General features: G+C 63.0%; 18 protein-coding genes. 7 read left to right on the top strand and 11 right to left on the bottom strand.

What is annotated here, in order from left to right:
* Positions 1 to 62: 62 nt before the first annotated feature.
* From LJE63_02760 to LJE63_02725, 8 genes are all read right to left on the bottom strand, one after another.
* Positions 63 to 1,199 (bottom strand): Coenzyme F420 hydrogenase/dehydrogenase, beta subunit C-terminal domain, encoded by a 1,137-nt coding sequence (locus tag LJE63_02760; protein ID MCG6905521.1) that lies wholly within the window; start codon positions 1,197 to 1,199, stop codon positions 63 to 65.
* A gap of 51 nt (positions 1,200 to 1,250) precedes the next feature.
* Entirely contained in the window at positions 1,251 to 1,673 is a 423-nt protein-coding gene (locus LJE63_02755) for a hydrogenase iron-sulfur subunit (protein MCG6905520.1), read from the bottom strand.
* A gap of 56 nt (positions 1,674 to 1,729) precedes the next feature.
* Positions 1,730 to 5,140 carry an FAD-dependent oxidoreductase gene (locus LJE63_02750; GenBank protein MCG6905519.1) on the bottom strand — a complete coding sequence of 1,137 codons (3,411 nt, stop codon included), beginning with the start codon at positions 5,138 to 5,140 and terminating at the stop codon, positions 1,730 to 1,732.
* A gap of 31 nt (positions 5,141 to 5,171) precedes the next feature.
* Entirely contained in the window at positions 5,172 to 5,588 is a 417-nt protein-coding gene (locus LJE63_02745; protein MCG6905518.1) for a response regulator, read from the bottom strand.
* A gap of 275 nt (positions 5,589 to 5,863) precedes the next feature.
* Complete coding sequence (locus LJE63_02740) at positions 5,864 to 7,450, bottom strand: response regulator (GenBank protein MCG6905517.1); 1,587 nt, start codon at positions 7,448 to 7,450, stop codon at positions 5,864 to 5,866.
* Between the two features lie 28 nt (positions 7,451 to 7,478).
* Positions 7,479 to 8,177 carry an anaerobic ribonucleoside-triphosphate reductase activating protein gene (locus LJE63_02735; protein MCG6905516.1) on the bottom strand — a complete coding sequence of 233 codons (699 nt, stop codon included), beginning with the start codon at positions 8,175 to 8,177 and terminating at the stop codon, positions 7,479 to 7,481.
* A 40-nt stretch (positions 8,178 to 8,217) separates the two neighbouring features.
* A complete protein-coding gene (locus tag LJE63_02730; protein MCG6905515.1) occupies positions 8,218 to 10,314 on the bottom strand; it encodes a ribonucleoside triphosphate reductase in 2,097 nt (698 codons plus the stop codon).
* A 369-nt stretch (positions 10,315 to 10,683) separates the two neighbouring features.
* The gene (locus LJE63_02725) at positions 10,684 to 11,649 is read right to left on the bottom strand and encodes a ChaN family lipoprotein (GenBank protein MCG6905514.1); all 966 of its coding nucleotides are present in this window, start codon (positions 11,647 to 11,649) and stop codon (positions 10,684 to 10,686) included.
* On the opposite strand from LJE63_02725, the gene LJE63_02720 reads away from it, so the two are divergent.
* Positions 11,638 to 11,934: a hypothetical protein gene (locus tag LJE63_02720; GenBank protein MCG6905513.1), complete on the top strand. Its 297-nt coding sequence runs from the start codon at positions 11,638 to 11,640 to the stop codon at positions 11,932 to 11,934. The genes LJE63_02725 and LJE63_02720 overlap by 12 nt on opposite strands.
* Before the next feature lie 88 nt (positions 11,935 to 12,022).
* Here the strand turns inward: LJE63_02720 and LJE63_02715 are convergent, their stop codons facing one another.
* Positions 12,023 to 12,493 (bottom strand): thioredoxin family protein, encoded by a 471-nt coding sequence (locus LJE63_02715; GenBank protein MCG6905512.1) that lies wholly within the window; start codon positions 12,491 to 12,493, stop codon positions 12,023 to 12,025.
* A 363-nt stretch (positions 12,494 to 12,856) separates the two neighbouring features.
* Here LJE63_02715 and LJE63_02710 point away from each other — a divergent pair, with 363 nt between their 5' ends.
* From LJE63_02710 to LJE63_02685, 6 genes are all read left to right on the top strand, one after another.
* Complete coding sequence (locus tag LJE63_02710; protein MCG6905511.1) at positions 12,857 to 13,153, top strand: YggT family protein; 297 nt, start codon at positions 12,857 to 12,859, stop codon at positions 13,151 to 13,153.
* Positions 13,154 to 13,196: 43 nt separating this feature from the next.
* Complete coding sequence (locus tag LJE63_02705) at positions 13,197 to 13,700, top strand: DivIVA domain-containing protein (protein ID MCG6905510.1); 504 nt, start codon at positions 13,197 to 13,199, stop codon at positions 13,698 to 13,700.
* Between the two features lie 363 nt (positions 13,701 to 14,063).
* Positions 14,064 to 15,146 (top strand): type IV pilus twitching motility protein PilT, encoded by a 1,083-nt coding sequence (locus tag LJE63_02700; GenBank protein MCG6905509.1) that lies wholly within the window; start codon positions 14,064 to 14,066, stop codon positions 15,144 to 15,146.
* A 104-nt stretch (positions 15,147 to 15,250) separates the two neighbouring features.
* Positions 15,251 to 16,438 carry a PilT/PilU family type 4a pilus ATPase gene (locus LJE63_02695; GenBank protein MCG6905508.1) on the top strand — a complete coding sequence of 396 codons (1,188 nt, stop codon included), beginning with the start codon at positions 15,251 to 15,253 and terminating at the stop codon, positions 16,436 to 16,438.
* A gap of 41 nt (positions 16,439 to 16,479) precedes the next feature.
* On the top strand, positions 16,480 to 17,142 hold the full coding sequence (locus tag LJE63_02690; protein MCG6905507.1) for a zinc-ribbon domain-containing protein: 663 nt from the start codon (positions 16,480 to 16,482) through the stop codon (positions 17,140 to 17,142).
* Positions 17,143 to 17,239: 97 nt separating this feature from the next.
* Positions 17,240 to 17,401, top strand: a complete 162-nt coding sequence (locus tag LJE63_02685) for a hypothetical protein (protein MCG6905506.1) — start codon at positions 17,240 to 17,242, stop codon at positions 17,399 to 17,401.
* 71 nt (positions 17,402 to 17,472) lie between these two features.
* On the opposite strand, the gene LJE63_02680 is transcribed toward LJE63_02685, so the two are convergent.
* Both LJE63_02680 and folP read right to left on the bottom strand, forming a co-directional pair.
* Positions 17,473 to 18,252: a type III pantothenate kinase gene (locus LJE63_02680; GenBank protein ID MCG6905505.1), complete on the bottom strand. Its 780-nt coding sequence runs from the start codon at positions 18,250 to 18,252 to the stop codon at positions 17,473 to 17,475.
* A gap of 47 nt (positions 18,253 to 18,299) precedes the next feature.
* On the bottom strand, positions 18,300 to 19,172 hold the full coding sequence (folP, locus tag LJE63_02675) for a dihydropteroate synthase (protein ID MCG6905504.1): 873 nt from the start codon (positions 19,170 to 19,172) through the stop codon (positions 18,300 to 18,302).
* Positions 19,173 to 19,322: the final 150 nt, after the last annotated feature.

Here is a 19,322-nt window from a genome sequence, read left to right as displayed (position 1 = left end):
GGCCTCTGTTAGTGGTGGTCTCCCGGGTCATTGCCGCCGCTGCGGCGGGCCGGAGCGTGGGGTTACAGGCCGGTGACCTCCCCGAATTCATCCTCTTTGAAGACCGCCAGCGGAAGCGGTTCGTCCAGGCTGCGGCCGGCTTCGTACTCGAACGCCGCCTGGGTGCGGTGGGAAACGCTGCGAAAGAGCTCCATGACGGCGATCTCGTTGGGGCAGGCGTTGGAGCACTGGCCGCAGCCCACGCAGGATGTGCTGATGTGGGCTAGCCGCGTCAGGTGAAAGAAAATCGTGTCGGTGGGCATCTTGACGGCCCCCTTGCGATGGGCCCACTTGAGATACTGGAACGGTTCGTGGTCGAAGACGTCGGTGACGAAAACGCACTCCCGGCAGTAGCAGACCGGGCAGGCCACCCGGCAGTTGTAGCAGTTGATGCAGGCGGCCAGATAGGCGCTGAGTTTCTCCAGGCTGCCGGTTTGCTCCCGGGTGGCGGCGAACATCGCGTCCCGGCGCGCGCTGCGCTCGGCGACGAGGGCGGCAACCGCCGCCGAGCGTCCGGCGGGGGCCTCCGTGGACCCCGCCCCGAGCTGCTCCAGGAACGCCTCCCCCTGGGGGGTCCGGGCCTCGGCCCACAGCGGCCCCCCGGGGGCGGCGCCGTAAAGCCCGATTAAGATGTCGGCCCCTTCGGCTACGGGGTGTTCGCAGACCCGGCAGGCCGGCGCCAGCTCGAACGCCTCCGGCGGCCTTCCATCGGCCAGGATGGCGCGGTAAAACGCGGCCGTGGCCTCGGCGCCGGTTTTCGCCGCATAGCGGGTGTAGTCGCGGTTGGTGAAGGCGCCCAGGCAGTCGATCCCGATCAAAATAAGGTCCTCGGTGCTGGCCTGTTTGAGCTTGACCAGTTCGACCAGGGCGCGGATTTCGCACGGCCGCAGGACCGCCGCGATCCGGCCGCCGGCGCCGCGGCGGGTCAGGCGCGCCGCCAGGCGCGCGGCGTTCAAGGGAAAGGCCGGCGCCAGCGGGTCGGCTGCGTCAAGCCTGGCGGGATCCGACACCAGGGTCGGCATCACCCGCGCTTTCGCCGGCAGGTGCAGCGGAACCAGCAGGGCGCTGATCTCCTCCTGGGCCAGCACCGATTTCAAGAAGGCCTGCAGCGCCGGCAGGATGTCACCGGCGGTCACGTCGATTTTCAGCATGCGCGCCATGGGGTCCTCCGCAGGGGCCCAATCGGATGGCCCCCGTTTGCAGGGGTACACTCAGATCACCATCTGGCTGCGGGCCTCGCTGGGACCCAGGGCCTTCAGCCGCGCCACCAGCTGGGTAATGGTGTCGGCAAACTGGATGCCGTCGCTGGCGCCGATCCAGGTGAGTTTCAGCCGCTCGGGGGCGAACCCGAACTGGGGCAGGATCTCCTGGAGGAGCTTGATGCGCCGGCGGGCCTTGAAGTTGCCGTTGATGTAATGGCAGTCGCCCGGATGACAACCGCTGACCAGCACCCCGTCGGCCCCTTCCAGCAGGGCCTTGATCACGTATTTGGGGTCCACCATGCCCGTGCACATCACCCGCACCAGGCGCACGTTGGGCGGATAGCTCAGGCGCGAGGTGCCGGCCAGGTCGGCGGCCGTGTAGGTGCACCAGTTGCAGACAAAGGCGATCAGGGTGGGTTCGAAAGCGTCCATGGTTGCCTCCAGTAGCGAGGGGTGGCGGGTATCGGCAGACAAGCCCGGATCGCGGGCTACGGGCCGACCTCATGGAGGGCGTCCATGATCCCGTCCAACTCCGAAAAAAGCTGTTTCTCCTTGAAGTGCCGGACCTGGGCGGCGCTGCTGGGGCAGAAGCCAGCGCAACTGCCGCAGCCCTTGCAGAGCGCCTCGTTGATCACCGAGACCTGGCGGCGCGGGTCGAACTCGATGGCACCATAAGGGCACAGCCCGATGCAGACCTGGCAGCCGGCGCAGATGTCCGGGTCGATCCAGGAGATGGCCGAGGGGATTTCCACCCACCCCCGGGTGGAGAGCGCCAGGGCCTTGGCCGCCGCCCCCGATGCCTGGGCGACGGTGTCGGGGATATCCCGCGGGGCCTGGCAGGTGCCGGCCAGAAAGACGCCGTCGGTGGCGGTGTTCAGCGGCGCCAGCTTGGGGTGTTCCTCCAGGAAGAAGCCGTCGGCGCCCTGATTGACCCCGAAAATCCGGCCCACCTCGGCGGCATCCGTGCGGGCCTCGATGGCGGTGCACAGGATGGCCATGTCCACCGGCACCCGCATGCGGCGCCCCATCAGGGTGTCCTCGGCGATCGCCACCAGCTTGCCCTTCTCCGACGGCGTCTCGGCCTGGTCGGTGATCTCGGCCACTTTACCGCGCACGAAGATCGTGCCCTCCTCCTGACAGCGGCGATAGAATTCCTCGTAGCCTTTGCCGTAGCAGCGCTGGTCGATGTAGAAATCGTAGACGGCCGTGTCGTGGCCGATCTTCTCTTTGAGCAGGTGGGTGTATTTCAGGGCGTACATGCAGCAGACCCGCGAGCAGTATTCGTGGTAGTTGACGTCCCGGCTGCCGACGCAGTGGAGGATGGCGACGCTTCGGGGCACCCGGGTGAAGTCCCCGTTTTCGTCGCGAATCAGGATTTTGCCGCCGGTGGGGCCGGTGGCGTTGCTGAGGCGCTCGAATTCCAGGCTGGTGAACACGTTGGGCAAACGGCCGTAGCCGAAGGGATGCATGGGGCTGGGGTCGAGGGTGTCGTAGCCGGTGGCCAGAATGATGCTGCCCACTTGGACTTCCAGGGTTTCGGGCTGCATGCGGTGGTCGATGGCCCGGGCCTCGCACACCTTGACGCATTCCATGCACTCCGAGCAAACCCCGCAGTTGAGGCAGCGCTCGGCTTCCTGGCGGGCCGCTGTGGGCGTCACCCCGGAGGTCACCTCGGCGAAGTCCGTCGGGCGCTCTGCTGCCAACAGATGCGCGGGCTGCAGACGCTCGGCGGTTGGGAGGTCATTCGGGATTTCGCGCCAGCCGGCCGCCGAGGCCGCCGAAGGGTCGGCGGGCCGCTCGGCGGTCTCGATCGTCTCCCCGCGGATGAAGCGGTCCATGGCCGCCACCGCCCGCCGGGCACCGGCCACCGCCTCGATGACGGTCGCCGGGCCGGTGACCGCATCCCCGGCGGCAAACACGTGGGGCAGGGTGGTGGACATGGACTCGGGGCTGACCGCGATGGTGTCGCGCTCTGTGCAGGCGGGGGCCGTTTCGGCCGCCGACCACGCGCTTGCGGTGCGCTGGCCGATGGCGGGGATCACCGTGTCGCAGGGGATTTGGAATTCCGAGTTGGCGAGCGGTACCGGGCGCCGTCGGCCGCTGCCGTCCGGCGGCCCCAGCTGGGTGCGCAGACATTCAAAGCCGGTGACGGCGCCCTGGGGACCGAGGACGCGGACCGGGGCGGTGAGATATTCGAAGGTAACGCCCTCGGCCAGGGCGCCGGCGACCTCCTCGGGGTAGGCCGGCATCTCCGCCTCGGAGCGGCGGTAGACCACGGTCACCTTTTCGGCGCCGAGCCGCCGCGCCACGCGGGCGGCGTCGATGGCCACGTTGCCGCCCCCGACCACCACCACCCGTTTGCCGACGGCGGTGCGTGCGCCCAGGTTGACCTCGCGCAGGAAGGTCACCGCGTCGATCACTCCGCGGGTCTCGTCCTCTCCGGGTATTCCCAGCTTGAGGGAGGCGTGGCAGCCAATGGCGATAAAAATCGCGGCAAAGCCCTCCTGCTGAAGATCGGCCAGGGTGAAATCGCGTCCCAGGCGCATCCCGGTGCGGGCGTTGACCCCCAGATCGAGGATGAAGTCGATCTCGCCGTCGAGCACAGCAGACGGCAGGCGGTAGTCGGGGATTCCCACCCGCAGCATGCCGCCCAGGGTTTCCAGGGCTTCGAAAAGGGTCACCTGGTAGCCTTTGAGGCGGGCGAAGTAGGCCGCCGTTAGGCCGGCCGGGCCGCCGCCGATCACCGCGATTTTCTCCGGGCGCTCGGTGATCTCGGGCCTTGGGCGCTGGGCGGGGTCCACCTGGTCGGTCGCGAAGCGCTTGAGTTCGCGGATGGCCACCGGGGCGTCCACCTCGGCCCGGCGGCAGGCCGCCTCGCAGGGGTGCGGGCAGACCCGACCGAGAATCCCCGGCAGGGGCAGCCGCTCCATGATCAGCGCCACGGCTTCGCGGTATTTGCCCTGGCCGATGAGCTGCACGTAGCCCTGGACGTTGATGCCGGCCGGGCAGGTGGTGGTGCAGGGTGCGCGGTCCTGCTTGTCGATGCAGAAGGTGATCGGCACCGCCTGGGGAAAGGCCCGGTAAATGGCCTTGCGCTGGCTCAGACCCTGATCCCAGGCGCTGGGCGCCGTCACTGGGCAGACCTTGGTGCACTCGCCGCAGCCGGTGCAGACCCCCTCCTTGACGTAGCGCGGTTTGCGCCGGATGCTGACCGTGTAGTTGCCGATGTAGCCCGAAACCGCCGTCACCTCGCTGTAGGAGAGCAGTTCGATGTTCGGGTTCTGGGCCACCTCCACCATCTTGGGGGTTCCGATACAGGCGGCGCAGTCCAGGGTCGGAAAGGTTTTGTCGAACTGCAGCATGTGGCCCCCGATGGTGGTGTCCTTTTCCACCAGGTAGACCTTGCGGCCGGCATTGCCGATATCCAGCGCCGCCTGCATGCCGGCGATCCCCCCGCCGACCACCAGCAGGTCGGGGTGGACTGCCACTTCACGGGTTTCCAGGGCCTCGTGGAAGTTCACCCGATTGATGGCCGCCGCTGCCAGGGTTTTGGCCTTGCGGGTGGCCTCGTCGGGATCCTGGGTGACCCAGGATACCTGCTCACGCACCGAGGCCATCTGGAACATGTAGGGGTTCAGACCGGCCCGCTGGCAGGCCCCTTGGAAGGTCTTTTCGTGGAATCGCGGCGAACAGGAGGCCACCACCACGCGGTTGAGCCCGTACTCGCGGATATCCTTCTCGATCATTTCCTGGCCGGGGTCCGAGCACATGAATTTGTAATCGCGGGCCACCACCACATGTTTCAGGCCGCGGACAAAATCGGCCACCTCCCTTACCCGGACCCGGTAGGCGATGTTGATCCCGCAGTGGCAGATGTAAAACCCGATTTTGATGGCCATGGGTCTCTCCCTGATGGTGCCGGCGCCAACGCTAGGACCTCGGCGCGGACAGCCTCTGCACCTGGCGCAGCAGTTCCTCGGCGTCAGGAGGGGTTTCCAGGCAGCACTCCGGCTCCCGCAGCTCCCGGCCGCCGGTCGTGGTCTGGGTTTCGGGGTAGAAGAGAAAGATCTTTTTGCCGATGGCGGACAGCATGATGACCGGAACGGTCCGCAGCTGCTGGTTGCATCTCAAGTTGACATAGAGGGTGATGCCGCCGTCCCCGGTCATCATGGCGTTGAGGATGATGCAGTCAGGCGTGAGCGCCAGGGCCTTGGCCATGCCTTCGGCCGGGTTGCGGGCGACGATCGGGCTGTAGCCGTTGGCCGCCAGCAAGGTGGCCATGAAGGTGACCATGTCGGCTTCGTCGTCGACGATCAGGATCTTTTTAGCGCCGGTCTTCTGGCTCACGATGGGCTCCTGGGGCAAACGTTCGCGGGGTACACGGGCATCGTCCAGTTAACCACAGCATTTAACGTGCCGGTTTGTTCAACTTATTGAAATTAATATTGTTTTGATTTTCAAGGCCAGGGTTGGAAGCTGCTGGGCGGTGGCCGGGGGGCGATGTTGCCGAAATGATGCATAAAAATGCATCAAACGGAGAATGGGTGGGCCTTAATTTGAATAAAACAATATTTTAAACAGATGGTTGTGCGTTGCATAAACCGGATGCAACATATGAAACATCAGGCTTCTCGAGGCGATGCGCCGGCGGGGGCCAGGGGCAGATGCAGGGTGAAGGCCGCTCCCTTACCCGCGACGTTTTTGGCCGTGACCGCGCCCTTGTGGCGCTGCATGATGCCGAAAACCGTGGAAAGACCCAGCCCCACGCCGTAGCCTTCGGCCTTGGTGGTGAAAAAAGGTTCGAAGATATGGGGCAGATCGGCGGCCGGGATCCCCGCTCCGGAGTCCGTGACGGTGATGGTCACCTCGTTGCCGCCAGGGCTGCGCTGGGCCTCCAGCCGCAGGCGGCCGCCTTGGGGCATGGCGTCAATGGCATTGAAGATCAGGTTGATGATGCACTGCTGCAACTGGTTGGCGTCCCCCCGGACCGGCGGGAGATCTTCGCTGATCAGGAGTTCAAGCTCGATGTTCTGCAACTCCAGCTTGTGGCGGCTCATCAGGGCGCAGCGGTTGAGAAGCTCGCGCAGCGAGACCTCGGTCATGGCCGGTGGTGATTTGCGCGAAAAGGCCAGCAGGCTGGCGACAATCCGGGCGCAACGGTCGGTTTCGGTTTCCACCAGCGCCAGGTAGCGGCTGAAATCCGCCTGACGGGCCGGCTCCAGCGGCCCGCGTTTGAGGACCCGCAGCATCAGGCGGGTGTAATTGAGAATGCCGGCCAGGGGATTGTTGATCTCGTGGACCACGCTGGCGGCCAAGCGCCCCAGGGACATCATTTTATCCTGGTGCAGGATGCGGGCCTGGTCGGCCACCTCCTGTTCCAGGCGCCGGACTTCGCGCAGGTCCCGGAAAAAGCAGACCAGGCCGCCCAGCTTGCCCGGTTGGGGCAGGACCGCGGCCGAGACCTGAACCGGGATTTCCTGGCCGTCTTTGGCCATCAGGGTTGTTTCAAAAAGCGCCAGGCGCTCCCGGCCGCCCCACTTTTCCGATGCCAGCGCACTTCTGAAACGCGCGTTCTCCCCGGGGCGCAGCAGGTCTGCCAGGGTCATCTGACCGACCACCTGGGCCCGGGAGTGGCCGAGTATTTTCTCCATGCTGCGGTTGAAGATCACCACCGTGTCATCCCGGCCGCAGCCCAGGATGCCGTCCAGGGAGCCGTCGATCAGGTTGCGCTGAAAGGCGAAGGTGTCCATCAGCTCCCGGGCGGTTCGGGCCCAGCCCGCCTCCAGCAGGGTGGTGTAGTCCCGGACCTGCTGACGGACCCGGAAGCGGTCGCGCGCCCGCTTGAGCGCCAGAAAGAGGGCCTCGTCATGCAGCGGCTTGGTGATAAAATCGGAGGCATCCAGCTGCAGGGCGCGAATGGCGAGATTCATTTCGCCGAAGGCGGTCATCACGATGACCTCGATCCCCGGCCACCGTTTTTTGACGGCCGCCAGCAGCTCCAGGCCGTCCATGCCGGGCATGCGGATATCGGTGATCAGGATCTGGGGGTCGAAGCTTTCACAGCGCGACAGGCCGCCGGCGCCGTCGGCTGCGGTTGCAACCCGGTAGCCGGCATCTTCCAGGCTGATGCGCATGACCTTGCGGATGCCCTCCTCGTCGTCGACCAGGAGGAGCCGCCAGTCCATGGGGGCAGGGGGCGGGGATGGCATTTCCTGTCACCGCGGTGTCGCCGTGGGCTCAGCGCACCAGGCACTGCCGGACAAGCGGGGCCGCAAGCCGGCGGTAATTTTGCATTTCGGCGGCCGTCGCACCCCGGCGCACGCCGCCAAAAAAGCTCGGGTCCAAAACCCGTTGGGAGCGGAATCCCTGCAGCACGTAGCGCTCGGCACCGGCAATGCAGCGGGTGATGGCGTGGATGGCGGCGGTATCGACGAACGGCTGCACGCAGGTGGTGCGAAACTCGTAGGGCAGACCGGCGTGCATGATGAGATCGATGCTGGCCAGCAGGCGGGCGGGGTCAAGGTCGGCCGCAAGCCACGGCACATAGGCCTCCGGTGCGGTTTTGATGTCCATGGCGATGTAGTCCACGAGATTCTCCGCCAGCAGCCGGCGGAGGGCATCGGGGTTGCTGCCGTTGGTGTCCAGCTTGACCGGATAGCCGGCTTCCCGGATGCAGGCACAGAGCTCCGCAAGATCCGGCTGCAGGGTGGGCTCGCCGCCGGAGACGACCACCCCGTCCAAAAACCCTCTGCGCGCCGCCAAAAAGTCGCGGATCCAGGGCAGGCTCAGCTCGCAGCCGCCTGCCGCCGCCCCCGAGGCCAACTCGGGGTTGTGGCAATAGGGGCAGTGAAAGTTGCACCCCGCCAGAAACACCACGCAACTGATCCCGCCGGGGTAGTCGCTGAACGAGTTTTTCTGCAGACCGCCGAATCTCATCACCACACGGGATTGCGGGGCGCCTGGCCGGCAGCCGCGCTCAGGTTATTTTGAAGGTTTTGCGCTGGGCATACTCCGCCTGCTTGCCGGTATTCCACTGCCGGATCGGCCGCAGATAGCCCACCACGCGCGAGTAAACTTCGGTTTCCTGGCCGCAGGTGGGGCAGCGCTGGCGCTCTCCGCTTAAATAGCCGTGGGCCGGGCAGACGCTGAAGGTCGGGGTCAGGGTGAAGTAGGGCAGCCGGTAGCCGGCGGCCACCTTGCGCACCAGGTTTTTGACGGTCTCGATGTCGGCGAGTCTTTCCCCCAGAAAAAGATGCAGGACGGTGCCGCCGGTATACTTGGTTTGGAGCTCGTCCTGCAGGGTGAGGGTTTCGAAGAGGTCGTCGCTGAAATTGACCGGCAGCTGGGTGGAGTTGGTGTAGTAGGCGGCCTCGCCCCGGCGCCAGCCGTCGTTATTGGCCGCCAGAATTTCGGGGTAGCGCTTCTTGTCCAGCATGCAGAGGCGATATGAGGTGCCTTCGGCCGGGGTGGCCTCGAGGTTGAAAATCTCGCCGGTCTCCTCCTGGATCGCGGCGATCCGCTCCCGCATGAAATCCATCACCTCAAGGGCGAAGCGCTGGCCGGTGGCGGTGGTGAGGTCTTGTCCGATGAAGTTCAGGCAGGCCTCGTTCATGCCCACGATGCCGATGGTGGAGAAGTGGTTTTTCCAGTAAGACCCGGATCCGGCTTTGATCTCCCGCAGATAGAAGCTGGTGTAGGGGTAGAGATTTTTTTCGGTGAAGCGCTCCAGCACCTTGCGCTTGATGACGAGGCTCTCCTTGGCGGCCTGCATGATCCGGTCGAGGCGGCTGAAAAAATCATCCTTGTCGACGGCCAGGAACCCAATCCGCGGCAGGTTGATGGTGACCACCCCGATGGAGCCGGTCAGCGGGTTGGCCCCGAACAACCCCCCGCCGCGCTTCATCAACTCCCGGTTGTCCAGACGCAGACGGCAGCACATGGAGCGGGCATCCTCCGGGGACATGTCCGAATTGACGAAGTTGGAAAAGTAGGGGATGCCGTATTTGCCGGTCATTTCCCAGACCCGCTCCAGATTGGGGTTGTCCCAGTCGAAGTCCCGGGTGATGTTGTAGGTCGGGATGGGGAAAGTGAATACCCGGCCGCGGGCATCGCCCGCCATCATCACCTCGGCGAAGGCCCGGTTGATCATGTCCATCTCGGTCTGGAACTCGCCGTAAGTCTCCTCGCGGGTCAGGCCCCCGACGATAACCGGATGGTCCCGCAGAACGGCCGGGGGGTGCAGGTCCATGGTGATGTTGGTGAACGGCGTTTGGAAGCCCACCCGGGTGGGAATGTTGATGTTGAAGACGAACTCCTGGAAAGCCTGCTTGACCTCCGCGTAGTCGAGACCGTCGAAGCGCACAAACGGCGCCAGGAGGGTGTCGAAATTGGAAATCGCCTGGGCGCCGGCGGCCTCCCCCTGCAAGGTGTAGAAGAAATTGACCACCTGGCCCAGGGCCGAGCGCAGGTGTTTGGGCGGTCCGCTTTCCACCTTGCCGGCCGCGCCCCGGAACCCCTGGCGGAGAAGGTCCCTGAGGTCCCAGCCGACGCAGTAGACCGAGAGCAGGCTGAGGTCGTGGATGTGCATATCGCCGTTTTTGTGGGCGTGGCGGATCTCGGGGGGGTAGATTCGGCTCAGCCAGTACTCCGCGGTCACATCCGAGGAGATGTAGTTGTTGAGCCCCTGCAGGGAGTAGCACATGTTGCTGTTTTCTTTGATCTTCCAGTCCAGCTTCTGAAGATAGTTCTCCACCAGGTCGACATGCGCCTTGGTGGTGATGTTGCGGATCTGGGCATGCTGCTCGCGGTAGAGGATGTAGGCCTTGGCGGTCATCAGGAAAGGGGAGTCGAGCAGGACGCGCTCCACGATGTCCTGGATCTCCTCGACCTCAGGTCGGTGGCCCAGACGCAGCTCATGCGCCAGGGTCAGAACCCGCAGGGTCAGTTTGCGGGCCTCGCGCAGGTCAAACTCGCCACTGGCCTTGCCGGCCTTGGCCAGGGCGGCGGTGATTTTGGATGAATCGAAGGCGACGACCCGGCCGTCCCGTTTCTTGATAGTGTCAAAAACAACCATCGGATCATCTTGGGACCTCACTCCTTCAAACATGGCGCTCCTCTCTGGTTCGCAGTTCAGCTCGGAAACCGGTGCTCAGACTCCCGGGTGGCGGTTGGGATGTTCGGACTGAAGTTGGGCTCAAGGATGCTGACAGGCAAGGCCGCCAGTGACGACGGTCAGGTTTTCTTACAACTACATATTGTTGTATGTCAACAGAAAACTTCCCACATATTGGGCTTTATCGGCACCCCGGTGCCAAGGCCTTAAGCGTTTGAGGGCACAATTTTAAAAGGTTTGAAACGGCTGGGGGCCCGGCAAGAACCATTCTCCGGCTGGGGTGATTTTGGTCTGCGGGAAGAAAAGAAAATCCGGCGTCAGCGCCTGGGGTTATTCGGTGCCGCGACCCTTGTTGCGGGGGGCGCCGGCATCCGGGGTGACCCAGATGTAATCGGCGATGCCAAGGTCGATGCTGTCGCCCACCGTCGCCAGGTAAACCGTGCGGAAGGCCACCCCGGTGCGGCGCAGCGCCCGCTCGGGGATGCCGTAGTGATACTGGATGTGGCTGTTTCCCGCCAGCACCAGCATGGGGGCTGCTGTCAGGCTGCGGGCTATGCTCTCCGCCATGGTCTCCTCCCAGACGCATTGCGCTTCGTAGAAAAATTCGAATCGGGCTTCGTCGGCGAAGGCGTGGCGTTGGAAGACCGTTTTGAGGTGACGGCGGTGGGCCTCATGGGTCAGGTCGATTTCGGCCGGCAGCCAGGGGCTGTCATAGGGGGTGAGGTTGGCGATCCCCCCCACCCGAATCCGTGCGGGGATGTGTCCTGGAAGGTTGAGGGCAAAAAGCGGCAGCCTCTGGTGCCGGATGAAGTCTAGGATTTCGCGGTAAAGCGGGTAAGGGTAGCGCCAGTTGGCATACCACTGGGTTTTCTGCAGAAAGGCGTCCTCTTGGAGCTCGCCGGCCGACCATTGGTCCAGAACCGCCTGGTAGGTGCGGTCGAACATCTCCATGCCCACGGTCAAGCGCGTGTGATGCTGGTGCAGCAGCGCCATCAACTGGACTTGGATCTGGTGGTGAGCGGGGTTGGTGTGTTTTTCACCCACGTAGACGATCCGGGCGCGGGCCAGATCGGCCACCAGCGCCTCAAGCGAAACGCTCCGGCCGGTTTTCCCCGACAGGATGCTGCCGACCCCAAATGTCCCCTCGAGGTCCGGAATGGTCACGGCCGCAGGGGGCCCGGCGCAGCCCGAGAGCACCCCAAACACTGCCGCCAGGCTCAGCGTCAGAAGCCAGCCGCTCTTGCCGCCGGCCTGCCTCCCGGCCGGCGGAGCGCATTTATCAACTTGATTTTTCATGCCGTCTTCACTACCCTGATGATCATGAAACTCGATCAGAATCCCGTTTTTCGAAAAATCATCGTTCCCTGGTACGACAGCGAAAACGCCTGCCTGACCTCCATGGGATTTTTGGCGGCAGTGGCGATTTTCGGGGCTTTCGGCCTGCCGGTCGCCCGGGAGGATCCGGCCTACGCCGCAGCCGCCTGGGTGCCGGGTCTTCTGGTGGTTCTAAGCGCAGCGACCTTCGCCTCCATGGGCATCCGGTTGCTGCTGCGACGCAGCGCCCAGCGGTCCTCGCGCTGAGCGCCCGGCTGTCTTAGATTTCCGGATAGAGCGGACCTGGGCCTGAACGTCTGCCGGGGATCCCGCGCCTGGCCTGCGATGGGGGGGCTCAGTTGCCCGGGGCTTGCAGGAATTTTTCCAAGGACATCGTTTTGTAGCTGTCGGAGTGGATGTAGCGCAGCAGCGGCATCATCTGCTCCGGGCCGATGAAACCGGGCTGGCTGCCGATAAGCACCCCGTTCTCGCCGATGAAGGTGGACACCGGCAGGCCCTGAACATGATACTCCGAGGCCAGCTGGGCCTCCCGGTCGGCGTCCACCCTTACGGGTATGAAATTCTTGTTCAGAAAAGCGCCAACCGCCGAATCGGCGAAAGTCTCGCTGTCCATCTGTTTGCAGTAGGTGCACCAGTCGGCGAAAAAATTCACGAACACCTTCTTGTTCCGCTGCTTGCCCAGGGCGACCCCATCCTGGTAGGAGTGCCAATTGATGCTGCCGGCGGCGAAAGCCTCGGAAGTTATGGCGCCGAAAAAAAGAACGAGCGCAAGGCCGATGATTGTCGGGGTGCATTTGAAGTGCATGCTGCCTGCTCCTTGGGGTGTCAGCCGCCGGTTCACTCGCGGCGGGTCCAACCGGGTCGCCCGCGGGGTTGCCTTCAGACCCGTGGCTGGTTTGCGAATCTTGTCCGCACCAACAACGACCCGGCCGCGGTCTCGAGAATTGGTCACGCATCGTTTCGCTATCCACTGTAAGGCGTTTTGGGCGGGCTGTAAAGAAAATGGATTTAGCCCCCGCCGTCTGCGGGCCGCTTTTTGAAGGCGGCAAATTTGTATCAACCCCCTTGACTTATTTGCCATCTATATTTAATTGTTAAAATTATTACCATCTGCCCCCATGCCCCAGCCGGGGGGTGACGCTCAGCCTGCTGCAAGGAACTGACCGGCATGTTTATCATCGGCAATCTTCTGATCGCGGTGGCGACGGTCATCGACTACGTGCTGCTTTTTTTCATGTGGATCGTTGTGGCCCGCGCCGTTTTGTCCTGGGTCAACCCGGATCCCTACAACCCCATTGTGCGTTTTATCAACAGCGTCACCGAGCCCGTGCTCTACCAGATCCGCAGACGATTGCCGGTAAGTTTTGGGGGACTTGACCTCTCGCCGATCATCGTTTTTCTGGTGGTCATTTTTCTGCGGAAGTTTCTCGTGGAAAGCCTCTTCCGGATGGCGGCCCTCTTGTAGTGAACCGGCGGCGGCCTTTTATCCCAAAAGGTTAGGAACAGCCATGAAAATCACCCCCCTTGAAATCGCCCAGCAGCAATTTCGCCTGCGCTTTCGCGGCTTCGATGTCCGTGAGGTTGACAACTTCCTCGAGAAGATGGCGGACGCCTTCGAGTCCATCGGCCAGGAAAACAAGGGCCTCCAGGAGGAAAACCGACGTCTCAAGGAGGATGTTCAAGGCTCTCGCGAGCGCGAGGAAAGCTTCAAACGGGCCATGCTCAACTCCCAGAAAGTCCTCGAGCAGATGAAGGCAAACGCCCGCAAAGCGGCCGAGCTGATCACCGCCGAGGCCCAGGTGCACGCCCAGAAGCTGCTCAACGGGGCCCACAACCGCCTGGCCCAACTGCATGAAGATATCGCCGAGTTGAAACGCCAGCGCCTGCAGATAGAGGTGCAGATCCGCTCGGTGTTGGAGGCCCACACCAAGCTGCTCGAGATGGGGCAGTCCAAAATGGGCGCCATGGACCAGGATGATTCCAAACTCAAGTTTCTCACCCGCTCCAGGTAGCGGCCTTAGCCGGTTGCGGCCGTCTCTCGCCGCGGCCGCCGTTCAGTCCTTTCCGTGGGCCTTACGTCAGGCCGTTTTCCCCTCAAGCTAGTTAATCCCGCTGTCGATGTCTTAAGTACCCTTTGCCCCCGGCAGGCCGTATCCGTCCGTCAACCGGACGGGTCGCCGCTGCGGCGCCCCTGCGCGCCGTCCGCGGACCGCTGCCTTCGGGGGGCCGGGGCCGGTATCGGCCCTGGGCCGCGCAGCCCGCGCCCCAGCGGTCTAAATATCGGCGTTTTGCACCCAACGGGCAAATCCGGCGCTTGTTTGAAGCCCGGAAGAAACCTTAACCCTCTTTTCAATCCTTGCCAGCGGGAGCGTTTCATGGCGAAAATTGATGCGTTTTTTAAATTGATGCACGACCAGGGGGCGTCCGACCTTCACCTGGTCTCCGGGCAGCAGCCGGCCTTGCGGATTCGCGGTGATATTGAGCGGGTCAAGTACAAACTGCTGACCGATGACGATTTGCGAAGCATGCTCTATGAAATTGCACCCGAAGACAAGGTCAAGAGCTTTGAGGAAAGGGGGGATATCGACTTCGGGTATGAGATCCCGGGCCTTGCCCGTTACCGCGCCAATTTTTTCATGCAGAAAAACGGAATCGGCGCCGTCTTCCGCGAGATTCCCAATACCATTCTGACGGCCCAGCAACTGGGTCTGCCGTCGGTTATCCCGCGTCTGGCCTCCCTGCCGCGCGGGCTGGTGGTGGTGACCGGGCCCACCGGCAGCGGTAAATCCACCACCCTGGCGGCGATCGTCGATGAGGCCAACCGCACGCGCAAGGACCATATCATCACCGTTGAGGACCCCATCGAGTTCGTGCACAAGAGCCAGAGCTGCATCGTTAATCACCGCGAGGTGGGAATGCACACCCAATCCTTCAGTGCCGCCCTGCGCGGAGCGCTGCGTGAAGACCCCGATATCATCCTGGTGGGCGAAATGCGCGATCTGGAGACCATCTCGCTGGCGATCGAGGCGGCCTCCACCGGACATCTGGTTTTCGGGACCCTGCACACCACCAGTGCGGCGAAAACCGTCGACCGCATCATCGAGGTTTTCCCCCACAACGAACAGGCCCAGATCCGCTCCACCCTGGCCGATGGCATCCGGGCCGTGGTGGCGCAGGTGCTGTTCAAACGCGTGGACAGGGTCGGCCGCTGCGCAGCCCTCGAGATCCTGATTGCAACTCCGGCGGTGCGCAACCTGATCCGCGAGTCCAAGACCCACCAGCTGCCGTCCATGATGCAGACCGGAAAGAAATACGGTATGCAGCTGCTGGATGACGCCATCATGGATCTCTACAAAAAGGGCATGATCGATTCGGAAGATGCCTATGCCAAGGCCAACGACAAGGCCAAGTTCAGGCCGCTGCTGCGCAATCCGCCAGCGGACTTTACCGAGGCCTGAGCGCCCGGCGCGGCGCGGTTTTGGCTTAAAATCGTGGTTTGCGGCAGGCTTCCGGTCCGTTCCGGGGCAGCCCGCCTTGTACTGTCAGCAAGAAGAGGCACAGCATGAAAAAACACGAAATCGACCAGATTCTCACCAAGATGCTAGACTCCCACAACAACGTCTCGGACCTGAATTTGACGGTGGGCAAAACCCTTCAGGTGGAAAGCGCCGGGGAACTCGTGCCGGTAAACCTGAAAAATGTGCTGCGGGAATTGACCCCTTTTCAAACCGAGGTCTTTGCCCTGAACCTGATCAACCAGGACCGCCGCCTGACCGAACGGCTACTCAGTGAGGGCTCCTGCGATCTTTCCTACAGTCTGCCCGGCAAGGCCCGCTTCCGCGTCAACGTCTTTTCCCAGTCCGGAAACTACAGCATTGTTCTGCGGCGGCTGGAGTCCAAGGTTCCCAACATCCGGGAAATGAACCTGCCCGAATCCTTTTTCGAGATTGCCCAGGAAAGAAACGGCATCGTTTTTGTCACCGGTGCTACCGGCTCCGGTAAATCCACCTCCCTGGCCGCCATTCTGGACGAAATCAACGAAAAAAAATCCGTTCACGTGGTGACCCTCGAGGATCCCATCGAGTATCAGCACCCCCACAAAAAATCGACCTTTAACCAGCGCGAACTTGGAACCGACTTCGACAGTTTCGCCCACGGCCTGCGCGCGGCGTTGCGTCAGGCACCCAAGGTAATTCTGGTGGGGGAAATGCGCGACCGGGAAACCGTCGAAATCGGTCTCAGCGCGGCGGAAACCGGCCATCTGGTGTTGACCACGCTGCACACCGTCGACGCCGGTCAGACCATCAACCGTATTCTGGGGATGTTCAAAACCGAAGAGGAGAACCAGATCCGGATCCGGCTGGCCGACACGCTGCGCTGGATTGTCGGGCAGCGGCTTCTTCCCAAGGTCGGTGGGGGGCGGGTGGCGGCCTTTGAAGTGCTGCGCACCAACCTGCGGGTCAAGGATTCGATCCTCAACGGCGAGTCGGAAGGCAAAACCTTCTACGAGATCATGCAGGATGGCCGGCCCTTCGGGATGACCACTTTCGACGATTATATCGTAAGCCTTTACGAACAGGGGCTGATTACCCGCGATACGGCCCTGGGCTACGCCTCGCGCCGGGGCATCGTGGGGCGTGGCATCGACATGGTCAAGAGCGCCCGCGGGGAGTCGACCACCGATATCCAGCAACTCCAGTTGGATCGCGAATACACCCGCAAGCATCAGCCCAGCGCCATGGGATTTTAAGCGCGCGCTGGCCTGTATTCGAAAAAAAGGGGAATCTGACCATGGAGATCATCTGTAAAACGTGTAAGAGCAAGTTTCGTATCGCCGACGATAAAATCAGGCCCGACCGGACGGCAACCCTGCGCTGCCCCCGCTGCAAGGCCGCAATCGTCGTCGGCGCCAACCAACTTCCCGCTGCGCCCCCAGCATCGGAACCGGAGCCGGCCTGTGTCGAAGCCGCCCCCGCATCCCTGGAAGGCTATACCGACAGCCCGTTTAACTTTGTCGAGGAAGAGGGCAAAACCGCTTTGATTTGCGAAGAAAGCCCAGAGGTGATAAAGAAGGTTTGTGAGGTTTTGAAAATCATGGAGTACCACATCACCGAAGCGGAAAATACCCGGGACGCCCTCAAGCGCATGCGCTACCACGACTATGATCTGGTGATCGTCAATGAAGCCTTTGACACCGCCAATCCCGACGACAACGGGGTTCTGATCTACCTCGAGCGCCTCAGCATGGCGGTGCGGCGCAAGACCTTCGTGGCGATGATCAGCCGGCGCTACCGCACCATGGACCAGTTCATGGCGTTCAGCAAGAGCGTCAACATGATCATCAACAGCCGCAATCTGAACCAGATCGGCGGCATTTTAGGGCGCGGACTGACCGAGCGGGACCTCTTCTACCGGGTTTTCAACGACTCCCTTGAGGCCGTCGGGCGGGCCTGAAGTCGGGATGTTCTTGGGCGCAACGGGAAAGCCGGGCCTGGGGGGAGAAACCGCCCGTAGCGCCGCCCGCCCGCCGAAGCGCAGGGAGTTTTCTTAGATGGCCGATTCTCCGAACCGCTACACCTGCCATGAATACCGTGAAGAGATGCTGTTGTTGAGCCTGCGCCGCCGGTTTACGGATGATTCCCTGACGGCGGCGGAGAAAGAGGCCCTGCAAAAGGAGATTGCCGAACTGGAAGAGCAGATGGGTATGAAGTAGCCGCCTTCGGCTGAAGCGCCTCTCATCCCCCGAGACTTGCGCAATCCAGAAATCGCATTTTCAACGTTCAGTCAACTTGCATCATCCTCAAGCCTCTGGCTCAAAAGCCGCAAGCCCTCCAAGGTTAAATTTTTCTCCGTGGCCTCGATCGTTTCGGCGACCGTGACCATCAGGTCGGCCAGCCCGCCGGTGGCAATGACCCGCGGGCTGGTGTCCAGCTCGGCTTTCATCCGCCGCACCATGCCGTCCACCATGGCGGCATATCCAAAGATAATCCCGGCCTGAATGCTGCTGATGGTGTCCTTGCCGATGGCCGTCTGCGGCGGCGTGAAAATTTCCACCCGCGGCAGTTTGGAGGCTTTGCGAAACAGGGCTTCCGCGGAGATCATAATGCCGGGGCTGATGGCTCCGCCCAGGTATTCCCCCTTTTCCGAGATGACGTCGAAGGTGGTGGCGGTGCCAAAGTCGATGGCGATCAGGCTGCAGCGGTATTTCTGATAGGCTGCGATCGCGTTGACGATCCGGTCGGCGCCGATTTCCGCCGGGTTGTGATAGCGGATGGGCATCATCCCAACCGAGCGGGCATCCACCCAGCGGGGGGCGTGCCCCAGGTAGCGGCGGCAGAAGGCATCCAGAATTTTGACCACCGGCGGGACCACGCAGGAGATGATGCTCCGCTCGATGCGGGCGCGCTCGATTCCCCCCGACGCCAAAAGGCTGCTGAGCAGCACATTCAATTCATCTTCGGTGGTGTCGCGCTCGGTGCGAATGCGCCAGTCCCGAATCAGGCTCGAACCGTCGTAGATTCCCAGCACCGTGTTGGTGTTGCCGACATCGATCACCAAGAGCATCGTTTATTTCCTCTGGATGAGTTCCACCCCAAAGCGCCCCGCAGCGATCACCCCTCCGCATTGCGGATGGCGTCGATGACCTTGACGGTTGCCATCGTGTTGGCGACATCATGGACGCGGATGATCTGGGCGCCGGCCAGGATGGCGGCCGTGACCGTCGCCTGTGTGCCGGTTTCCACCAGCGGGTGCTCCGGATGCAGATCGGGCTTCTGGTCGCCTTTGACCAGATGGCGAATGAACGACTTGCGGGATGTGCCGACCAAAAGCGGGTAGCCCATTTGTGTTAGAGCCTGGAGGCGCTTCAGGAGCAGCAGGTTGTGGGTGAAGGTCTTGCCGAAACCGATCCCGGGGTCCAAGATGATCCTGCGGCGTTTGACCCCCGCGGCCTGAAGCCGGTCGGCGGCTGCCAGCAGGTAGGCGCCGACCTCGGCCGTCACATCGCTGTAGACCGGCCGGGCCTGCATGGTCTTGGGGGTCCCCTGCATGTGCATCAGGACCACCGGAACGTCCCAGGCGCGCGCCACTTCCGCCATCTCCGGGTCGTAGGTCATGGCGCTGATGTCGTTGATCATGGCCGCGCCAGCCGCCAGTGCCCGCCGGGCCACGGCAGCCTTCATGGTATCGATGGAGATGGGCTGCCGGATGCGGGCCGCAAGGCTTTCGATCACCGGCACCACCCGCTCCATTTCCTCCTCGGGGGTTATGGGGTCGGAAAACGGCCGCGTCGATTCCCCGCCGATGTCGATGATGCCAACACCCTCGGCGGCCATTTGCTCCCCGTGGGCGATGGCGGCGGCCGGGTCCAAGTAATGGCCGCCGTCGGAGAAGGAATCCGGCGTGACGTTGACAACCCCCATCACACAGGTATGCCGACCCAGCTCGAGGCGGTGGCGGCCCCATGAAAGAAGGTGGGATTTCACGTATCAGGCCTGGGCTTGTCCGGTTTCCGCCCCAGGCGGCGGCTCCTGCGGGGTCTCGGCCGCGTCCGGGGCCTCGGGAAGGCTGAAATCCGGCCGCAGGGAATGAATCAGCTCATCCAATTCACGCCCCAGAACGGTTTCTTTTTCCAG

This window comes from Desulfobacteraceae bacterium (assembly GCA_022340425.1).
Lineage (GTDB): Bacteria > Desulfobacterota > Desulfobacteria > Desulfobacterales > JAABRJ01 > JAABRJ01.
This window is presented reverse-complemented; position numbering and strand designations above follow the sequence as displayed.